Annotated in this window: 12 protein-coding genes; all 12 read left to right on the top strand. The window is 46.1% G+C overall.

The features are described from left to right. Positions 1-79: 79 nt before the first annotated feature. A complete protein-coding gene (locus EXU57_RS07605; protein ID WP_133267586.1) occupies positions 80-1717 on the top strand; it encodes a TldD/PmbA family protein in 1638 nt (545 codons plus the stop codon). A gap of 7 nt (positions 1718-1724) precedes the next feature. Next, the gene (locus EXU57_RS07610) at positions 1725-3041 is read left to right on the top strand and encodes a TldD/PmbA family protein (protein ID WP_133267587.1); all 1317 of its coding nucleotides are present in this window, start codon (positions 1725-1727) and stop codon (positions 3039-3041) included. 823 nt (positions 3042-3864) lie between these two features. Beyond that, the gene (locus EXU57_RS07615) at positions 3865-4686 is read left to right on the top strand and encodes a DUF3826 domain-containing protein (RefSeq protein WP_207955415.1); all 822 of its coding nucleotides are present in this window, start codon (positions 3865-3867) and stop codon (positions 4684-4686) included. A gap of 99 nt (positions 4687-4785) precedes the next feature. After that, positions 4786-7980: a SusC/RagA family TonB-linked outer membrane protein gene (locus EXU57_RS07620; RefSeq protein ID WP_133267588.1), complete on the top strand. Its 3195-nt coding sequence runs from the start codon at positions 4786-4788 to the stop codon at positions 7978-7980. 16 nt (positions 7981-7996) lie between these two features. After that, on the top strand, positions 7997-9820 hold the full coding sequence (locus EXU57_RS07625) for a RagB/SusD family nutrient uptake outer membrane protein (RefSeq protein WP_165958070.1): 1824 nt from the start codon (positions 7997-7999) through the stop codon (positions 9818-9820). 23 nt (positions 9821-9843) lie between these two features. Next, positions 9844-10776: a hypothetical protein gene (locus EXU57_RS07630; RefSeq protein ID WP_133267590.1), complete on the top strand. Its 933-nt coding sequence runs from the start codon at positions 9844-9846 to the stop codon at positions 10774-10776. Positions 10777-10841: 65 nt separating this feature from the next. Then, positions 10842-12485 (top strand): polysaccharide lyase, encoded by a 1644-nt coding sequence (locus EXU57_RS07635; protein ID WP_133267591.1) that lies wholly within the window; start codon positions 10842-10844, stop codon positions 12483-12485. A gap of 222 nt (positions 12486-12707) precedes the next feature. Beyond that, the gene (locus EXU57_RS07640; protein ID WP_133267592.1) at positions 12708-14357 is read left to right on the top strand and encodes a polysaccharide lyase family 1 protein; all 1650 of its coding nucleotides are present in this window, start codon (positions 12708-12710) and stop codon (positions 14355-14357) included. 424 nt (positions 14358-14781) lie between these two features. Next, entirely contained in the window at positions 14782-17916 is a 3135-nt protein-coding gene (locus EXU57_RS07645; protein ID WP_207955416.1) for a DUF6298 domain-containing protein, read from the top strand. 218 nt (positions 17917-18134) lie between these two features. After that, positions 18135-19514: a glycoside hydrolase family 140 protein gene (locus tag EXU57_RS07650; RefSeq protein WP_133267593.1), complete on the top strand. Its 1380-nt coding sequence runs from the start codon at positions 18135-18137 to the stop codon at positions 19512-19514. 175 nt (positions 19515-19689) lie between these two features. Next, positions 19690-20052: a four helix bundle protein gene (locus EXU57_RS07655; RefSeq protein ID WP_133267594.1), complete on the top strand. Its 363-nt coding sequence runs from the start codon at positions 19690-19692 to the stop codon at positions 20050-20052. Positions 20053-20322: 270 nt separating this feature from the next. Beyond that, complete coding sequence (locus EXU57_RS07660; protein WP_133267595.1) at positions 20323-21240, top strand: glycoside hydrolase family 43 protein; 918 nt, start codon at positions 20323-20325, stop codon at positions 21238-21240. Positions 21241-21302 lie beyond the last annotated feature (62 nt).

The raw sequence follows: 21302 nt of genomic DNA on the forward strand, positions 1-21302 counted from the left end.
ATTACCCGAATAATCATTGCCGCTGGACATGATTTGCCATTCTCATCATTAAACTTCATCACCTTAAAAAAGGAAAATATTGAAAAGAAAAGACTTTTTGCAAATGTCTGCTATGGGCCTGGGTGCGTTGGTGATCCCGCGTTCATTTCTGCTGGGTAATCCAATTGATCCATTACAGGCGATAAATGAAGGGATAGATGTTAGTGTAAAAAAGCAACTTGCCGATGCAGCACTATCGGCAGCAAAAGCAAGGGGCGCCACTTATGCTGATGTACGAATAGGCAGGTACCTTAACCAGGTTGTTGCTACCCGCGAAAACAAAGTTCAGGGTGTGGCAAATACGGAGTCGTTTGGTGTTGGTATTCGTGTACTGGCAAATGGCTGCTGGGGGTTTGCGGCTACCAATAATGTAACTACTGCCTCACTCGCTGCCACAGCAGAGCGCGCCGTTGCCGTGGCAGAAGCAAACGCTAAAATCCAGGGAGAGCCGGTTCGACTTGCGCCGCAGAAAGGATATGGCGAGGTAAGTTGGAAACCGCCGATACAAAAAAATGCTTTTGAAGTTCCCGTAAAAGATAAGGTGGACCTCTTGCTTTCAGCAAACGCAATTGCCATGCAGAACGGGGCAAATTTTGTGAACTCCAATATTTTCGCCGTCAACGAGCAAAAGTATTTTGCCTCTACTGACGGGTCGTACATCGACCAGGACATCCACCGGATTTTTCCAACCTTTACGGTTACGAAAATCGACCAGGCAAATGGAAAGTTTGATACCAGGAAAGCCTTGAGCTCACCCATGGGAATGGGTTACGAATACCTTGAACCGCTCGCATCGGCAAAAGTGCCCGGAATAGTTACACGCTATGGTATGCGCTACGATATGCTGGAAGATATAAAGGCGGCAACAGCGGAGGTTGCTCAAAAGAATAAGGCTAAATCAGTGGAGCCCGGCAAATATGACCTCGTACTTGATCCTTCCCATCTATGGTTAACGATTCACGAATCTGTCGGCCATCCTACAGAACTCGACCGGGTGCTAGGCTATGAAGCAAATTATGCCGGCACCAGTTTTCTAACTTTAGACAAATGGCAGGGGAAGAACTTTGCATTCGGAAGTAAACTCGTAAATGTTGTTGCCGATAAAACCCAGGAAGGTTCGCTGGGCGCAGTGGGTTATGACGACGAAGGTGTGCGTTGCAAAACATGGGACCTTATCAAAGACGGGGTACTGGTAAATTACCAGGCCATCCGCGACCAGGCACATATTATCGGCTTAGAAGAGTCGCACGGTTGCTGTTATGCCCAAAGCTGGGCAGATGTACAGTTCCAACGGATGCCAAACGTGAGCCTGCAGCCGGGTAAAGAAAAACGAAGCGTGGATGACCTGATCAAAAATGTAGAGAAAGGAATATATATCATTGGTGATGGTTCTTTTTCGATTGACCAGCAACGGTACAATTTCCAGTTTGGCGGACAAACTTTCTACGAAATCAAAAACGGCAAGATAGCAGGAATGCTCCGGGACGTAGCCTACCAGGCGAATACCCGTGAGTTCTGGAACTCATGCACTGATATCGCTGATAAAAGCGATTATCGTTTGGGTGGTGCGTTTAACGATGGTAAAGGCCAGCCTTCGCAGTCGAATGCGGTTTCTCATGGCAGCGCAACAACCCGTTTCAATGGCGTAAACGTAATTAATACAGCAAGAAAAATATAATTGAACTATGCCGATCTTAAGTACAGAAGAAGCGCAGGCGATACTAAAAAAGGCCTTGTCCTATTCTAAGGCCGATGAATGCACCGTTACCCTTGGGGGTTCAGAGGGTGGTAACATACGATATGCCCGCAATGCTGTTTCAACCGCCGGTGATGTAAGCCAGATGTCACTGGGTGTAACATCATCGTTTGGGAAAAAAAGCGGTTCTGCAACCATAAATGAGTTTGATGATGCCTCATTACAGAAGGTAATCAAAAGGGCCGAGGAGCTTGCGAGTCTTGCACCCGAGAACCCGGAATACATGCCTTTGCTTGGACCACAAACTTACCTGGAGTCTGTTGCCTTTAAACCTGCAACTGCTGCTATGGATCCTGACAAGCGCGCTGACGCCGTTGCAAAAAGCCTGAACGTAGCAAAAGAAGGAAAATTAGAGGCAGCGGGTTTTCTCGAAAACACGGCCGGCTTCAACGCCATGCTAAACTCGAAAGGGTTGTATGGTTATAACAAGAATACTGACGTTTCGTTTTCGGTAACCCTCCGCAACCAGGCAGGCACCGGGTCAGGATATGTAGACAAAAGTTATAACGACGTTGCCAAACTTGACACCCTTGCGCTGACCAGGATCGCTGCTTCAAAAGCAAATGGCTCCGCCGGCGCTAAAGCTATCGAGCCCGGCAAGTATACTGTTATACTTGAGCCGCTTGCTGCCAGTGATATGTTGTCGAACCTGATGAATGGTTTCGACGCGCGAAACGCCGATGAGGGAAGGAGCTTTATGAGCAAGAAGGGTGGGGGTACCCGGCTGGGAGAACAGCTATTCGATCCCAAAGTGACCATTTATTCGGATCCATTAAATGCTGACCTGCCCGGTGCAACATGGAGTCCTGATGGCCGCCCGGTTACTAAAACCGTTTGGGTTGATAAGGGGGTTGTAAAAAAGCTGGCCTATTCACGCTACTGGGCGCAGCAGAAAAACGCAGAAGCATTGCCGCCTGCAAACCGCGTTATCGTTGAGGGAGGTACCGCTTCGTTAGAGAATATGATCAAGAATACCGAGAAGGGTATCCTGGTTACCCGGTTTTGGTATATACGGAACGTAGACCCTCAGACCTTATTATTAACGGGCCTAACACGTGATGGTACATTTTATATTGAAAACGGAAAGATCCAGTTCCCGATTAAAAACTTCAGGTTCAATGAGAGCCCGGTTATTATGCTAAACAATGTTGAGGAGCTCGGAAAGCCGGAAAGAACAGGTAATATGATTGTACCACCGATGAAGATTCGTGATTTTACATTTACCTCCTTGTCAGATGCTGTATAATGTATTTTCGTAATTTTTGTAAGGGGCTATTATCAGCGCCGGGCACGCGGCATTATATTCAAGATTTAAGCGACGGATTAGAGGGAGGATTTAGGGTGCGCAATATGGATCAGGTATTTTGAAGGTGCACCGTTTATTGTTGCCATATTGATACAAGTACAAGTGAGGACACTCGTCCGACGGGCTCATCCGGGCGGGCAACAATGTTCCATGTTTGTTGCAGTTGGTAACCAAGAAGAACAAATAGTAAAGTTTGCACATATTTTCAAGGCGTCGCATACAGGCTGTTTCTTAGATGAAGCAGCCTGTGTTATTATGAGCATATTCTCCATCATTGCCGATTTTGATTCCAACAGTTCGATCGGAAACTCCCGGGTCCAAAGCCGCCGATCTAAGGGCAAAAACAGCATACCTGCGTTCTTGTTATGGTAGTCTGGTACAACCAGCACAATGGTGATTTATCTGCAACAAAGCATAGCATAAAGGTTATTGGTTGATTGATATTAGTATTATAATACATCAGTGGGCCAAGCTTCAGGCGTATTTGCGAAAGAATTATAGCAAACAGCTAATTCAACTTTCAATAGGGTGTTAGTTGGGTGTCAATTACAATATGACGAATGCAACCGATGTACATTTATATTGATGGTGCACCTGGATGGATTAGTGACGGATTAAAATGTTGAAAATAGTAAAATCATCCATCATTATAGTAAAACCTGACATTGTTTAAGGGGTAAATGGTAGCTACTTTTATCTAAGTAAAAATAAACCTGCATTGCGCACTTCAGGGCGGTTTAAATTACTTGCTAACGATACCAATTTGAAACAACTTAATTTCATTTGCTTGCACGATAATCATCATCCTTCGTTGGTTCCTGCTGTCGCTATTATAAACAATAAACGACAATCCGGTTATTCTTATTCTCCAGTAGATCACGCTGATCGTGCGGGCAGGTTCAATGCCGGCCGGTATGGCATTTTGTTGGTGCTTCTTTTTCTCTCCTTATCCTTGTTTTCGCAGAGTGCCGGCACCGACACTACCGGGCAGGCTGCCTACCTGAAGACGATTACTGAACGTGCACAGAAAATTGTAAATACCCTTGGTATCAACGATAGTCGCAAGGCGACCACCGTACGCGATCTTATTGCGGGGCAGTACAAAAACCTGAATGATATTCATACTTCACGCGACAACAGGATCAAAGCATTAAAGGCCGGGACAGCTCTGGACAAAGAAGCTTTGAATTTACAAGTGAAGCAGGTACAGGATGAAGCAAGTGCACAGATTGATAAACTTCATGTTGCTTATCTATCCTCGCTTTCCAGGAATCTAAATCCGGAGCAGGTTGATAAGGTGAAAGACGGAATGACTTATGACGTGGTTCATGTAACTTACAAGGCCACACTCGAAATGATCCCTTCACTGACTGAAGCACAAAAGAAGCAAATTATGTTGTGGCTTGTTGAAGCGCGCGAGCATGCTATGGATGCAGAGTCATCGCAAAAAAAGCATGAGTGGTTTGGCAAGTACAAAGGAAAGATCAATAATTACTTGTCTGCAGCCGGCTATAACCTGACGAAAGAACGCGAGGAGTGGGTTAAGCGTATCAACGCATCCAAGCCCAATACTTCAAATAAATAGTTTCAATTATACCAATGGTGATTTGCCCTCGGTAAATACCCTTTGCTGTTCCGGTATTTGGAATTACTGCCTCACATCTTATACTATAAAAAGTGTCATATGAATCAAAAACGCGCGGGCCGCTCACTCGCATTACTCCTCTTATTTCTGAGCAGTTTCTCCTTATTTGCCCAGGAAAGAACTGTAACGGGGGTAATCACCAACCAGGAAAACCTTGCGCCACTAGAGGGAGTTACCGTAACACTTAAAGGCACAACTAAAAGAACAACCACAAACACTGATGGCCGGTTCACCTTGAGTGTTCCTTCGAACGAGAGCGTTCTCGTAGTGTCGTATGTTGGTTTTTCAGAGCAGGAAGTAAAGGTGGGCAGCAAAACTGGTATCACTGTTTCACTTATCAAGGTCGATAACAAGATGAACGACGTCATCGTTGTTGGTTATGGTACCAAGAGAAGGGTAAATGTTCAGGGTGCAGTTTCAACGATTAAGGCAGCAGATATCGAAGATCTTCCCGTAGCAAACATTGGTTCAGCATTGGTAAACAGGGTGCCGGGCGTAAGTGTAAACTTTCAATCTGGTAAGCCTGGTTCAACCACAGAAATCAACATCAGGAATTCGCAAACGCTTAGTACGTTTTCAGGCCTGACATCTCAACCGCTATATGTTATCGATGGTATCGTTGTTAATCCTACCATTTATAACCAGTCACCAAATCCTGACTTTTTCGAAAACCTCGATGCAAGCCAAATTGAGGATATTACATTTTTGAAAGATGCGTCTGCAGCCATCTATGGTGCCGCAGGTGCAAAAGGTGTTATCCTGATCACCACCAAAAAAGGTAAGATAGGTAAACCACGACTGTCGTATTCCGGCTACCTGGGTACTTCAACCGAAGCGGTTAAACCTCCTAAAACCTTAACTGCTTACGAGCATGCTAAATTTTTGAATGATGGATATGCATTAAATAACCGCCCGATAGTAGAAAGATTTTCTGATGCTGATCTTGCGTTGTTAAGAGAGATGCCCGACAGAACCTGGTATGATGATCTATGGCATTCCGGTAAAGTTCAAAGGCATACCCTTAACGTTTCCGGTGGTTCAGACCGGGTTACCTTTTTTGCAGGTGGCAGTTTTTATAAAGAAACCGGTAACTATGGTGACATCAAGGTTAGCAAGTACAGCTTACGTTCGGGCATGGATGCAAAAATCATAGAAGGACTGACTGCTAACATCAGCGTTTCAACCGACTTCAACGAAGAAAACAGGAATACATTAAAAGGTGCTAACGCCGAAACAGATGACTTATCAATTAGGGCACTTTACCTGACGCCAAAATGGGTACCGCTTACCATCAATGGTCAGCCAACCTTTTGGAACGGTCCGAACCCTCCCGGCAACTGGAACATGCAGGCATTGTTTAATTCCGGTAATTACACCAGGAACCGCTCCCAGGGGTTAAGTGTAAATGCATCGCTTGAGTACAAACCAGCGTTTTTAAAGGGCCTGACTGCGAAAGTGCAGTTCGGAAAACTTAACCGCACGGCAACTGATAAGCAATACTACCCGGCATATACGGTAACCAACTTCGTTCGCAGGGGCCCTACTGCTAATGGTAATACCCTGTATACCGACTCTATTAACGCAACTACGCCTACACAAAGAATTACGAATAATGATCAGTTGTCAGAAGGGTCAACCGTATCTGGCAGCTACCAGTTGATTGGTACCTTAAGCTATGCTCAAAAGATCAGGGATCATGAATTTAGTGTGTTGGTAGGAACAGACCAAAGTGAAGCCGATAGCCGTAACCTATTCCTGACCAAACTGACACAATTGGTTGCAGGTGTCGATGAGTTCTGGGCATGGAGCAACGACTTTGCAAACTACGGTTCCCTTACCGACATCATCCGGAACCCGCAGGCTACACAGTTTGCAAAACGTTCTGGTATCAGCAGGGCTGACTACTCTTTTAAAAACAAATATTTTGTTGAGTTTACCGGTCGTTACGACGCTTCGTCAAACTTTAGTCCTGATAACAGGTGGGGTTTCTTCCCAACTGTGGGAGTGGGTTGGAAAGTAAGTGATGAGAACTTTATGAAAGACTTCGGCTGGTTAACGAATCTAAAGCTGAGGGCTACATATGGTATGGTAGGAGAGGACAGGCTTTCAAACAAAACTTATGTTAGCCGTTTTACACAAACAACCGGTTATCTTTTTGGAAACACTTTCACCAATGGTCTTGATCCCAATATTTACCCCAATCCTGACGCAACCTGGGAAAAGGCAAGAAGCTTCAACTTTGGATTTGACGCTGCAGTGCTCAACAACAAATTAACGATTACTGCTGATTTTTACCAGCGATATACGTTTGATGCATTTGCCCAGCTTGATGCTGCTTCAGTGCCCCTTACTTCAGGCCTTATCAATCCCGTAAAGAATTACGGCAGGCAACTTGCCTGGGGATCTGAATTTGCGGTGGGTTACCGGGATAATTTTAGTCGTGACCTGAACTTTAATGTTGATGTAAACTTTGGCTGGTCGAATGGTCAGCTTTTACAGAACTACTATACCCCGATCAACTTTGGTTTGTTCGGCAGCAATGGTCTTTCAAACCCAATTGGTAAAGACCCACGGACGTATAACGGTAACAACTACGGTTATATCGCAACAGGCATCTTGCGTTCGCAGGAGGAAGTTGATGCACTGCTTTCGAAAAATCCAAACTACCTCATTGGCAACCAAAAGCCACAGGTTGGATTTATGAATTATGAAGACATCAACCGTGATGGAAAAATTGATGATAACGACGTAACTCTTATGTATGGCAGAACAACCCCTGATGCTGCGTTCGGAATTACATTTGGACTTACCTACAAACAATTCAAGCTCCAGACCAACATGAACCTGGTGGTGGGTGGTAAAAGACTTTTCGATAGTGAAGCACGGAAAGTACCAACCATCAACCAGAATGGCCCGGCTTTCTGGAATGACCACTGGACACCGGAAAACCCGGATGCAAAGTATCCAAGAGCTGATGCGCCGCTGATTAGAGAAGCATCTACTTTCTGGGCCGTTAATGGTACAAGTGCAAGGATCAACAACATGGTACTTTCTTACAGCTTACCAAAGGCACTTTCAGAAAGATTTAAAATTCCGAATATGAGGGTGATGTTGAGTGGAACCAACCTTTGGACGCTGATTAACCCACTCAAATACAAAGATCCTTACACCGGCAACTTCGCCAGCTATCCGACATTAAGAACAATTAACCTGGGTTTGAATGTGGGTCTCTAATTCAAAAAACAATAACATGAAGTTTTCAAAATATAAGATACTTTCCGTAACAGCCGCTTTTCTTCTTGGCGGCGCGCTACTCTCATCCTGCAAGAAAGATTTTTTCGAAGTTGCAGATCCCAATGGGTTTGAAGTCGAAGGGTCTTTCGAGGATGTAGGTGCTGTAGGATTATTTCTCAACAGAACTTATGCCCTGGTTATGCCGGGATGGCCAACGCTTGGCGGTATACACAACACTTCCGACGAACTAAACAATGCAAGTACTGCATGGCTTTATGGTCAGCTTACGGAGAATTCCGTAACCGACATCGGAACCAGCGGAACCAGCCTTACTGCAAACAGGTATGCGGATATTCGTCGTTGCAACCAGGCAATAGATGGACTAAACGCTTCCACCAGGCTTACGGAAGATGTAAAAAGGCCGTTAAAGGGCCAGTTCTTCTTCCTCAGAGCTTATACTTATTTTAAGTTGGTAAGACTGTATGGGGGTGTGCCATTGATATTTCATCCCCAGACTCCTGACCAGGAGTTACAGGTGCCGCGATCTAAAACCAGTGAATGTATAGCAGCGATTGCCAGCGACCTTGACTCGGCAACTGCTTATCTGCCTAAAGCCTGGGCCGGTAATGCCGACATTGGGCGTGTTACCCGGGCTGCAGCTTCAGCCGTAAAAGCGAAAACATTATTATACTGGGCAAGTCCTCAATTTAACCCAAGCAATATCGCATCCCGTTGGACAGCAGCTTACGAGGCAAATAAAGTAGCCTACGATATGTGCGTTGCTGATGGTTACGTTTTGCTGTCGAGCTATGCCAACATCTTCCTTACAGAAGATCACAAAGAAATACTACTGGTAAGAAAATACCAGGCCTCTAAAGACCAGGGCCAGAATGTTGAGAACGTTACGCGTCCCGCATCAGAAAGCACCGCAGGTGGTGGCTCAAATCAACCCACATGGAATTTGGTTCAGGCATATCCGATGGCCAACGGCCTTGCTCCAACCGATGCAGGTTCAAATTACGATCCTGTGCACTTTTGGCTCAACCGGGATCCACGTTTCGCAGCTTCCATTTCCTATAATGGCGATGTATGGCCGCTGAGCGGAAAGGCCGGTCGTAAGCAGTGGAGTTATATTGGCATAACCGACGAAGGGTCTATCAACACCGGCTTTTATTTAAAACGTTTTATCAACCCTTCACTTACACCCGCCCAGGCGGTTTACAACTCCAACACTGGTGGTGGCAATGGTATGGACTGGATCGAACTGCGTTTGGCTGAAGTCATCCTAAACCTTGCTGAATGCGCAAATGAAACAGGCAACCTGGCTGAAGCAAAAAGTATGGTTCGGCTCATAAGGGTAAGAGCCGGGATTGTTGCCGGTGCATTTGACTACGGACTGGCTCCTGCAACCAACCAGGCAGCTATGCGGTCGCTTATACTTAGAGAAAGACAAGTAGAGTTTGCGCTGGAAGGCGCCCGGAACTTTGACCTGAGAAGAACCCGCAATCTTGGATTGATCACGGCAAGGGAATCGTACAGGGTACCAACCAAACCGCCTTACTACCCCGGAACAACGCGTACCGGAGCACTACCTACAGATATATTCCTTGAAAGAACGGATGCCTTTGGAATTAAATTAAGGGATACCATCGCAATCAATACTCCTGCAAACTATGACCGCGTATTTGGTCCAGGTGTAATTGCCTCACTGGAAGGCGCGAACAATATCATCTTACCCGACAGGTACTATGTGTACCCACTGCCAACCCTGTTTACCCAAACTCCGGCTATTGCACAAACAAATGGCTGGGCAGGTGGCACATTTGATCCTTATCAATAGTTAGTGATTATAAAAAAAATATTATGCTCAAATTTATAACGGGTACTGTTATCGTTTTCTTCTTCTTTAGTTCATGCGTTAAAACGGTTGACCCTGTAGACAGCAACAATGCAATCGTTGAGCTCACCAGTACTGGCCCTAAATCGGTTACGGGTGATGTAACCGTCAATCCTAAGGACAGCCTTGTTTTTAGCTTTACAATCTCATCAAACAAACAGATGAAGTATGTTAGCATTCAGAAGAACCCCGTTAATCAAACTGCTTTCGTGGTGAGGGATACTTTAAGCGATGCTAATGCAAACACTTATTCTGCTACCAAACGACTAATGGCCGACAGTGCCAATGGCAGTTACCTGTACCGTATCCAGGCACTCGATGCAAGGGGTAATTACATTGGTCACAGGGACATCAATGTAATTGTCAGCCCGGACTTCAACTACTTCACCTACCGGTTTTTGTACGTTCCCGATACCACTGCAAAAACGAATACAACCTATATGTCGGCAGCAACGGGCACTGTATATAGTTATACAACTGGAGCTGCAAATAGTGCGGCGATCGACTTCGGTGTTTATTACGATACTTCAGGCACGGCATCTGCCAGTACAACAGACGACCTGAGGTTCTCCCTCTATTCATTGAGTGCACCACAACCGCAGTTGAGCTATTATGATATCAGCAGCTGGACTAAAAATGTAACGATAATGAAGCGTTCAGCAAGCCCTGGATTTAATACTTTATTGTCTGCTGCTTCAATACGTGCAGCAACAAGTTCAACAGGTGCTGCAAGTTTAACCACTGGTACGAGCACCAAGATCACCCAATTGGTGGCTGGAAACCTCGTGTATTTCAAAACCGCGGCAGGTAAAGTTGGATGTATGCAAATCAATTTCGCGAACGGCACCAGCCCGGCGAAGGACAGTTATATCAATGTTGACGTAAAAATCGAAAAATAGATAAGGCTTTCACTTACCAAAACTACCGTCTTCTAAAACTTACTTGTTGGCGTAAAATCTTTCTAATGAGGTTTAATTTGAAAAGTCTTCTTGCTCTATTTGTATTATCTGGTGTATGCAGTAGCGCATCAGCCCAATATCCTGATGTGCCTAAAGACATCCAGGAGGCCAGCAACGCCATGATGAAAGAGGCCATGCGCAAGTCGGATCTTGCGTGGGCTAAAGCCGTACCGATTATAGAGGCAGAAGCAAAACGTGGCAAACCTTTTATTCCCTGGGCCGGCCGGCCGGTAGATTTACCCCAAGCCGACATCCCTGCTTTTCCGGGAGCTGAAGGTGGTGGCAAATACAGCTTTGGCGGACGTGGCGGAAAGGTGATTGTTGTTACCAACCTTAACGACGAAGGACCCGGATCTTTACGCGACGCATGCGAGCAGGGTGGCGCACGTACCATTGTTTTTAACGTAGCAGGTATTATCCGTATTAAAACGCCATTGATTATTCGTGCACCCTATATTACCATACAGGGGCAATCTGCACCTGGTGACGGGGTATGTGTTGCCGGCGAAACCGTTTGGATAAATACCCATGATGTTATTATCCGCCACATGCGTTTCCGTAGGGGTGAAACGAACGTAGGCAGGAGAGACGATGCGATTGGTGGAAATCCTGTCGGCAACATCATCATCGATCACGTGTCAGCAAGCTGGGGGCTCGATGAAAACATGAGCATGTACAGGCATATGTACAACGACAGTACCGGTAAAACCGAAACCAAGTTGGGCACCGTAAACATCACCATACAAAACTCGATTTTCTCAGAATGTCTTGATACCTGGAACCACTCTTTCGGAAGCACCCTTGGCGGAGAGAATTGTTCTTTCATGCGCAACATATGGGCGGATAATGCTGGCCGCAATCCTTCTATTGGCTGGAACGGGGTTTTCAATTTCGTAAATAATGTTGTGTTTAACTGGGTACATCGGTCCACCGATGGTGGCGATTACACAGCCATGTACAACATCGTAAACAACTACTATAAACCCGGGCCTGCAACCCCGAGAAATGAACCCATTGGTTATCGCATCTTAAAGCCCGAGTCTGGTAGAAGTAAACTTAAATACCAGGTTTATGGCAGGGCATATGTTACCGGCAATATCGTTGACGGCAATGATCGCGTAACAAAGGATAATTGGGATGGAGGGGTACAGGTAGAAGAACTGCCGAATGCAGGACAATACAAAGACAACATAAAGGTTGATAAGCCATTGCCGATGCCCGAGCTTACCATTATGCCTACTATGGAGGCGTATAACCTCGTGCTCTCAAATGCCGGGGCTACACTCCCCAGGCGTGATGATGTAGACAGCAGGATTGTTGAGCAGGTACGTACCGGCAAGATCACTTATAAAGACAATGTGGAACTGCCAACGACCCAGTTCAAACATCGCCGTTTACCCATTGACTCGTATAAGCAGGGCATCATTACCGACATCAAACAGGTTGGTGGTTATCCCGTATACAAGGGCACACCGTATAAAGACAGCGATAACGATGGCATACCAGACGAATGGGAAACCAAACACGGCCTTAATCCTAAGAACGCTGCAGATGCTTCGCAGTACAACAAAGAAGGCTATACCCGTATTGAAGAATACCTGAACAGTGTTGCTGCAAGTGCTGAGAAGATGGTAGCGGTTAGGAAGTAGGTGGGTATTGGGTATTGAGGTATTGAGGATTTTAAATAGTTGATAAGTTGAATAGTTGATAAGTTGACAGGTTAAGTATTGAGGTATCGTTTGAGAGTTGATGGGTTCACAAGTTGACTTGTTGTTTAGTGGTCACGTTGAATGTGCACGAGTTGATTTTGCATTTTACATTTTGCATTTTTAATTGGCTCTTGCGCATTTTGAATTTTGCATTTTTATCGCATGATTATAAAAGTTTCGCTCTTTGTTTTAGCCATTCCATTTTTTGTTTTTCAAACTGCAAAGGCCCAGTATCCAACGATACCGCCGGCGCTGGAAGACTCACAAAAATTAGAGATGGATAGATTTCAAAAGCTTTCTGATGCAGCCTGGGAGAAAGCTTTACCTGCCGTACAGGCAGACGAAAAGAAAGGCAAACCTTTCGTTCCCTGGGCAAAAAAACCTTCCGACTTATTGCAATCCAAAATCCTCGCCTTTCCTGGGGCTGAGGGAGGCGGAGCCTTTAGCTTCGGCGGAAGAGGTGGAAAGGTATATGTGGTTACCAGCCTGGAGGATCGTGGCCCCGGCACATTACGCGAAGCCTGCGAGCAAGGCGGCGCACGTATCGTGGTGTTTAATGTTGCCGGCATCATACAGTTAAAAAGTCCCATAAACATCCGCGCACCTTATATTACAATTGCTGGACAGACTGCACCCGGCGATGGGGTTTGTGTTGCAGGTGAGTCAATGCTGATCGATACCCATGATGTTGTAATTCGTTTTATGCGTTTTCGCCGGGGTGCTACCCATGTAACCCGTCGCGACGACGCCATTGGTGGCAACGGCGTAGGTAACATCATCATTGATCATGTTTCGGCAAGTTGGGGACTCGATGAAAACATGTCGATGTACCGCCACGTTTACGACCGTACCGGCAAAGCAGAAAAACTGCCGACCGTAAACGTTACCATACAGAACTCCATTTTTTCAGAGGCGCTTGATACCTACAACCATTCTTTTGGCAGCACCATTGGTGGACTCAACAGTACGTTTATGCGTAACCTCTGGGCAAACAATATCAGCCGCAATCCATCTATCGGTATGTATGGTGATTTCAGCTTTGCCAATAATGTTGTTTTTAACTGGTGGAACCGATCGGCTGATGGCGGCGACAACAACTCCTTTTACAACTTCATCAACAACTATTATAAGCCCGGACCCATTACACCGCGCGATAAGCCGATAGGCCACAGGATATTGAAACCTGAGTCGGGTCGTTCAAAAAAAGACAGTATTGAATTTGGAAAAGCTTACGTCGCCGGAAACATTGTTGAAGGCAATGATCGCGTAACTAAAGACAACTGGGATGGCGGGGTACAGGTTGCAGATGGACCAGATGCGGGAAAATACAAAGAGAGGATCCGTGTTGATAGGCCCTTGCCCATGGCACCGGTTGAAATCATTTCCGCCCAGGATGCTTACCAATATGTTCTTGAAAATGTTGGTGCCGTATTGCCCCGCCGCGACGGCGTTGACAAACGGATTGTTGAAACCGTTCGTACTGGTAAAGTGAGTTATATTGAAGGTGGTAAAACAAACGTAGGCAGCAAATACATTAAGCGTCGCCTACCCGAAGACTCTTATAAGCAAGGCATCATCACCGATGTTAGCCAGGTGGGTGGTTACCCCGAGTATAAGGGAACACCATACAAAGACAGCGATAACGATGGTATGCCGGATGAATGGGAAACCAGCCACAAGCTTAATCCAAAGAATCCGGCCGATGCTGTTCTGGACCGCGATAAAGATGGATATACCAACATCGAAGAATACATTAACAGCGTAGTCGACCTTCGGATTGTAAAACCAACAACAAGTACAGCTAAACCATAAGCATTTTTATGGACCCGGCATTTGGAATACTATAGAACATTGTTGCGTCGCACTCTTGTACTATTGTATCGCTATTCAGCGAGAGGTGTCATTCGTCGCAACCCTGTTGTCATTCCGACGAAAGTTATTGTCAATCCGACAACGGAGGAATCTCCTCGAGTTGTCATTCCAGCGAGGAGGAGTCCCTTTCGTGACCTTTGTCATGCCGACAAAGGAGGAATCCCATCGTAAACATTCGTCATTCCGACAAACGAAGAACCCCATCCCATGTGATTGCGCCAGTCGCGCTTGCCGGTGAGCTTTCGTTTGAATATGTTTTGTCACTCGCTGCCTAATGAGTCTGCCGTACAAGAGTGCGACGCAACGATGTCTTTTAGCATTCCTGCAGTTGGGTTCAAAGAAATTAAACTATACTTCATTATTCTTGAAAACATCGGTTAACATACTTGTTGTGCTGTGCTTATTGCTTGCCTTTTTTGGCATAAAGGCTATTGCACAACCAAAACCAATTAAGCCACCGCCGCCACTTTCGGAAAAGGCCGGTCGTTTAATCTATACCCCTGACTCACTCGGTAATAGGATTCCCGATTTCTCATATGCCGGGTACAAGGCTTCCAACCAGGCGATCCCAACTGTACCCGTCAAAGTATTTGTTCCCCTTAAAGCAGGTGATGCAACCGTTCGTATACAGGCGGCAATAGACTACGTTGCAAGCCTGCCGGCTGATCAGTCCGGTTTTAAAGGTGCCGTATTACTCGACAAGGGCACATACCAGGTAAATGGCGGATTACAGATTCGTTCATCAGGTGTTGTACTTCGTGGAAGCGGGATGGGAGCGAATGGAACCATTTTGTTTGGTGCCGGCGATGACCGCGAAACGCTCATCACCATTTCAGGTATCGACGATATGCGAAAGGCTGCTGAAGTAAGGATACGCGATCCCTATGTTCCCGTAAATGCAAATAAGTTTCGCGTTGAAGGTTCGGCGATTAAAACAGGCGATAGGGTATTGGTGCACCGCCCCTCAACACAAAAGTGGATAGATGTTTTGGGTACCCGTCATTTTGGTGGTGGTATCGACGCGAGCGGATGGAAACCGGGTCAGCGCGACATTTTCTGGGACCGTGAAGTAACCGCTGTAAACGGGGATGAGCTTACCCTCGACGTGCCCATCACCAATGCACTCGATACGACGTATGGAGGCGGGCTGATTGCTACTTACCAGTGGAATGGCCGTATCAACAACGTGGGTATTGAAAACCTGCGATGCCGCTCTGCATATGATCCCCTCAATCCAAAAGACGAAGCCCATCGCTGGATGGCTATCACAATTAACAACGTTATAGACGGATGGGTTCGACAGGTTGTTTTCGAACACTTTGCAGGTTCTGCCGTATCGCTGCTTGAAGGCGCAAAGCGGGTGACCGTTGAAGATTGCAAATCATTGTCGCCTGTTTCCGAAATTGGCGGCGAGAGGCGCTATACTTTTATTACCCGTGGTCAGCAAACCCTGTTTCAAAGGTGTTACGCGGAAAACGGTTACCACGATTTCTCTGCAGCTTTTTGTACTGCCGGTCCAAATGCATTTGTGCAATGTCATTCGCAGTTGCCTTATAGTTTTAGTGGTGCGATCGACAGCTGGTCAACAGGTCTGTTGTTCGACATCGTAAACGTAGATGGCAATGCGCTTCGTTTTGGCAATCGCGGCCAGGATGCGCAAGGTGCGGGTTGGGCCGCAGCCAACAGTGTATTGTACCAGTGTACTGCCGCTATCATGGAAAGTGTGAAGCCACCAACAGCCAACAACTGGGCCTTTGGTAATTGGGCGCAGTTTACGGGCGACGGCTTTTGGGCAGAGTCGAATGGTGCCATTCAACCGCGCAGTTTGTTTTACGCGCAATTGGCAGAGCGATTAAATCAAAACGTTTCGGACCGCGCTTACATTCTGCCCATGTCTACCGAGGCTTCCAGCAGCCCGCCGGTTAGTGTGGCCATGGAACTAACGGCCATCGCTGCTGATCCACCACTTGTATTGTTCGACTGGATTGACCAGGTAGCAGCGAAGAATAAAATTGTTACAACTAAGCCCGGTACAAAAACAATCGATGAAATTGGATTTGCAAAACCTGCGGCCCTTAAGCCTGTTACACCTATGACCATAGTGAATGGATGGCTTGTTCGTGGCGATAGTGTATTGCACGGGAGAAGACACGAGGTATCCTGGTGGCGGGGCAATGTTCAGGGGGCTTTTGGTCTTCGCGACGCAAGTCCGCACATCACCCGTTTTGTGCCTGGTCGCACAGGCACCGGTCTTACCGATAATTTGGAAGACGTTGTTAACCTGATGAAAAGCCAGAAGGTAGTTGCGCTGGAGCACAACTACGGTTTATGGTACGAGCGCAGGCGCGATGATCATGAACGTATTCGCAGGATGAATGGCGAAGTATGGCCGCCCTTTTATGAACAGCCTTTTGCCCGCAGCGGAAAAGAAACAGCTTGGGATGGACTTAGCAAATACGACCTGACAAAGTACAACAAGTGGTACTGGAGTCGTTTGAAAAAGTTTGCTGACCTCGCAGACCAACAGGGCCAGGTGTTGGTTCACCAGAACTATTTTCAACACAACATTATTGAGGCAGGCGCTCACTACGCCGACTTTCCATGGCGCACTGCAAACAACATTAATAGCACGGCCTTTCCTGAGCCACCACCATATGCAGGCGACAAGCGGATTTTTCTGGCTGCACAATTTTATGATATCAGTAACCCGGCTCGTCGTGAATTGAATAAAGCTTACATCCGTAAGTGTATGGACAATTTTGCCGATAACTCGGGCGTGATCCATCTTACCAGTGCCGAATTCACCGGACCATTTCACTTTGCAAAATTCTGGATCAATACGATCGCTGATTGGGAGAAGGAAAAGAAGAAACATCCATTTATTGGTCTAAGTGCAACAAAAGATGTTCAGGACTCCATCTTAAACGATCCGCAACTTGCACGCACTGTCGACATTATTGATATCCGTTACTGGCACTTCCAGGCAGATGGATCAGCGTATGCACCAAATGGCGGGCAAAACCTTGCACCGCGGCAACATGCACGATTACTCAATCCTAAAAAAACGTCGTTTGATCAGGTTTACCGGGCAGTAAGGGAGTACAGGGATAAATACCCTGGCAAAGCTGTGATTTACTCCGGTGACAGCTACGATACCTATGGCTGGGCCGTATTTATGGCGGGTGGTTCTTTGCCCGCCCTGCCAACCATAAATTACCCCAAATTCTTCTCCAGCGCGGCGACCATGTTACCAATCCATCAGCAAGAAAATGGGGTTAAGATGCTCGCTAACAAAGACGGTGAACATATCGTTTATACAACAGGACAGGCGACTAGTATTGACCTGTCGGGTAAGCCAGGCAGCTTTGTCGTTCGATACATCAACCCGCAAAATGGCAGCGCCATTGGTCATGAACTGGAGGTAAGTGGTGGAAAAACGTTAAGCCTGAACAGCGACACCGGTGGGGCAGCACTTATCTGGATCACAAAGTTCAGATAGAAGCGGTGAGTCCTTTTTCGGAGGTAGGTTTCAAGCAGCGTTATCATCGTCGCTTAATCCGCGGATCCCTATTCACGCTCATGCCAGTCCAGCGAAAAAGTGGCTGGTGTCTACAATGTTTTGAGTCGATTGAGTTGTTCGACTACAACAGATCATTTGCAACACAGATACCAGACAAGACAACCTTAAGTAACTAATCCAGCAACAAATTATCCGGTATGTATTTAAAACGAATTGTTCTTGCACTTATTATACTCAGTAGCCTGAACAGCTATGGGCAGAAAACCGGCAAGCTTTCGATATCACCTGATGGGCGTTATTTTACACAGGCTAATGGAGACCCGTTTTTCTTGCTTGGCGACACCGGTTGGCTGCTTTTTGGAAAACTGAACAGGGAGGAAGCGGCACGTTACCTTGATAACCGTAAGCAAAAAGGCTTTAACATGATCCAGGTGATGGTTCTGCATAGTTTAAACGTGGTTAATGCATACGGCGACTCAGCACTGATCAATAAAAATGTAGCCACGCCAAAAACTACCCTGGGTGCCAGCTTCTCCGACACTGTCCAATACGACTATTGGGACCACGTGGATTATATCGTGAACCTTGCCGAAGAACGCGGGTTGTACATGGGTATGGTCCCTGTTTGGGGCAGCAATGTTAAGAGTGGATGGGTGAGTCAACAGGAAGGTGCAACATATGCTAAGTGGCTCGCGAACCGGTACAAAGACAAGTCAAATATAGTTTGGTTAAATGGTGGCGACATAAAGGGAAGCGACTCGATGAACACCTGGAAAGCGATTGGAACAAACCTGCGTGCGACCGACCCCAATCACCTCATCACTTTTCATCCTTTTGGACGTACCACTTCAAGCGAATGGTTTCATACCGAACCCTGGCTCGACTTCAACATGTTTCAGTCGGGTCATAAAAGCTATGATCTTGATACCGCTGCCGCCGAACATAAGTTTGGTCCGGATAACTATAAGTTCGTGTTGATGGATTACGCCAAAACTCCCATCAAGCCAACCCTCGACGGCGAACCTTCGTATGAAGAGATCCCATATGGACTTCACGATACGACAAAGCCGCGATGGAATGACAATGATGTGAGGCGTTATGGTTACTGGAGCGTTTTTGCAGGTGGAGCCGGTTATACCTATGGGCACAACGCGGTCATGCAGATGCGTAAACCCGGCGAAACTGGTGCTGCTTATGGCTCACGTTTTTACTGGTCCGATGCCATCGATCATCCTGGTGCCGGGCAATTGCAGTACCTAAAAAAACTCATGTTGTCAAAACCTTATTTCGACCGGGTTCCCGACCAGTCGCTGGTAGCCGGTAAGCAGGGCGAAAAGTACCAATACATTGCAGCTACCAGGGGTAAAGATTATGCATTTGTTTATAGCTATACCGGCCGCAACTTCGAAGTAAACCTGGGTAAAACCGGTGGTAGTAAAGTAAAGGCCTCCTGGTATAACCCCCGCAACGGCACCTCCCAGCCCATCGGTCGTTTCGATAATAAGGGCACTAAGCAATTTGACCCACCAGGGGTAGAGAAGGAAGGGAACGATTGGGTGCTGGTGTTGGAGAAGTAGTGATGAGATATGAACGATGAGAGATGACGCCAAGATATGAGTGATGAGATATGAGTGATGAGACGTAAATTTTTAATGTCGTGACTATGGTTCAGCCTGTTGAATTTGGAGAAGATGGTTACCTAGCTGTAGTGTTGGTTTCAAAGTTCTAATCAATAATTATTACCGAAGAAAGATGCCGGAGAAGAGCATTTTGAAAGACAAAAGTTTCAATTTCGCGATTAGAGTAATCAACCTTTACAAGTACCTTACGGAAGTGAAAAAAGAGTTTGTGATGAGTAAACAATTGCTGCGAAGTGGAACAGCAATTGGTGCATTAATTCGTGAAGCGCAAAATGGTGAAAGCAAAATGGATTTTGTGCATAAACTCGCCATCGCCCAAAAGGAATGCGACGAAAGTTTATATTGGTTGGAGCTGTTACATCAAACCCAATTCTTAAGCGAATCAGAGTTTCAGAGTATTCACTCGGAAGCAGAAAACATTTTGCGAATGATTAAAAGTTCAATAATTACTGTGAAACAAAATCTGAAGAAATAACACTATTTAAATATACAACACGATCCACAAATGCTATGAAGTTAGAACACGAGAACTCATCTCTAATTACCAATAACATCTATTAACAAGCCAGCGAGTAGAGACTTCACAACATTGCGTCTCATCTCCCATAACTCATATCTATTAACTAAGGAAGCGAGTGGAGACCTGACAACATTGCGTCTCATCTCTCATATCCCATAACTCATATCTCTTTACATCCCATCACTCATCTTTTTTTACACAACAAACAGTAAATATTTTACACGCTTGCGTCTCATCACTCATCTCTCATATCTCATCGTTCTCTTCGCCTCGTGCAGCGTAGGTAAAAACGTCTACCTCTTCACCTCTTTTCACGAACCGGCAACAGCAGGCCTTCGCATGTTGTACAGCCACGACGGATACAAGTGGAACGACTTTGATACGGTATTCATTCGTCCGCAGATAGGGGATAAGGTGATGCGTGATCCTTCGATTGTTCAGGGGCCGGATGGCAACTATCATTTTGTTTGGACCTTAGCATGGAAGGGCAACAAGGGTTTTGGTTATGCTTCATCAAAGGACCTCATCAACTGGTCAGAACAACGTGCCATTGATGTGATGGCCAACGAATCAACGGCAGTTAATGTTTGGGCGCCCGAATTGTTTTACGACGATGAGCGCGAGCAGTTCATCATCATATGGGCTACAACCATCCCGAAGCGGTTTCCCCGCGGAATCGAAGAAGAAGACAATAACCACCGGATGTATTATGTTACCACGAAAGATTTTAAAACTTTTAGTGATACCAAACTGTTTTTGGACCCGGGCTTTAGCGTGATCGACTGTGTGATTGTAAAAAGAGGAAAAGAAGATTATGTACTTGTGCTGAAAGACAATACCCGCCCCGCACGAAACATCAAAATCGCTTTCAGCAAACATCCACTTGGACCATTCACAAAGCCCTCTGAAGCGTTTACACCGCTGTTTACCGAAGGGCCGGCTGTTGCAAAAGTAAAAGATGGTTACCTGGTGTATTACGATCAATACCGTGAAAAGATCTACGGCGCGCAACGAACAAGCGACTTCATCAACTTCACCGACGCAACAAAAATCGTAAGTGTACCAGAGGGCCATAAACATGGTACGATCTTCAAAGCCGATAAGAAGCGGTTGAAAGCCTTACTTCGATATAGCGGGAAGTAGCCAATAGCACACGGATACCGCGGATGGAAAAGGATTAGGTTAAGGAGAGTGATTAAACCTGT

Origin of the sequence: Segetibacter sp. 3557_3 (assembly GCF_004354985.1) — a bacterium.
Classification (GTDB): Bacteria; Bacteroidota; Bacteroidia; order Chitinophagales; family Chitinophagaceae; genus Segetibacter.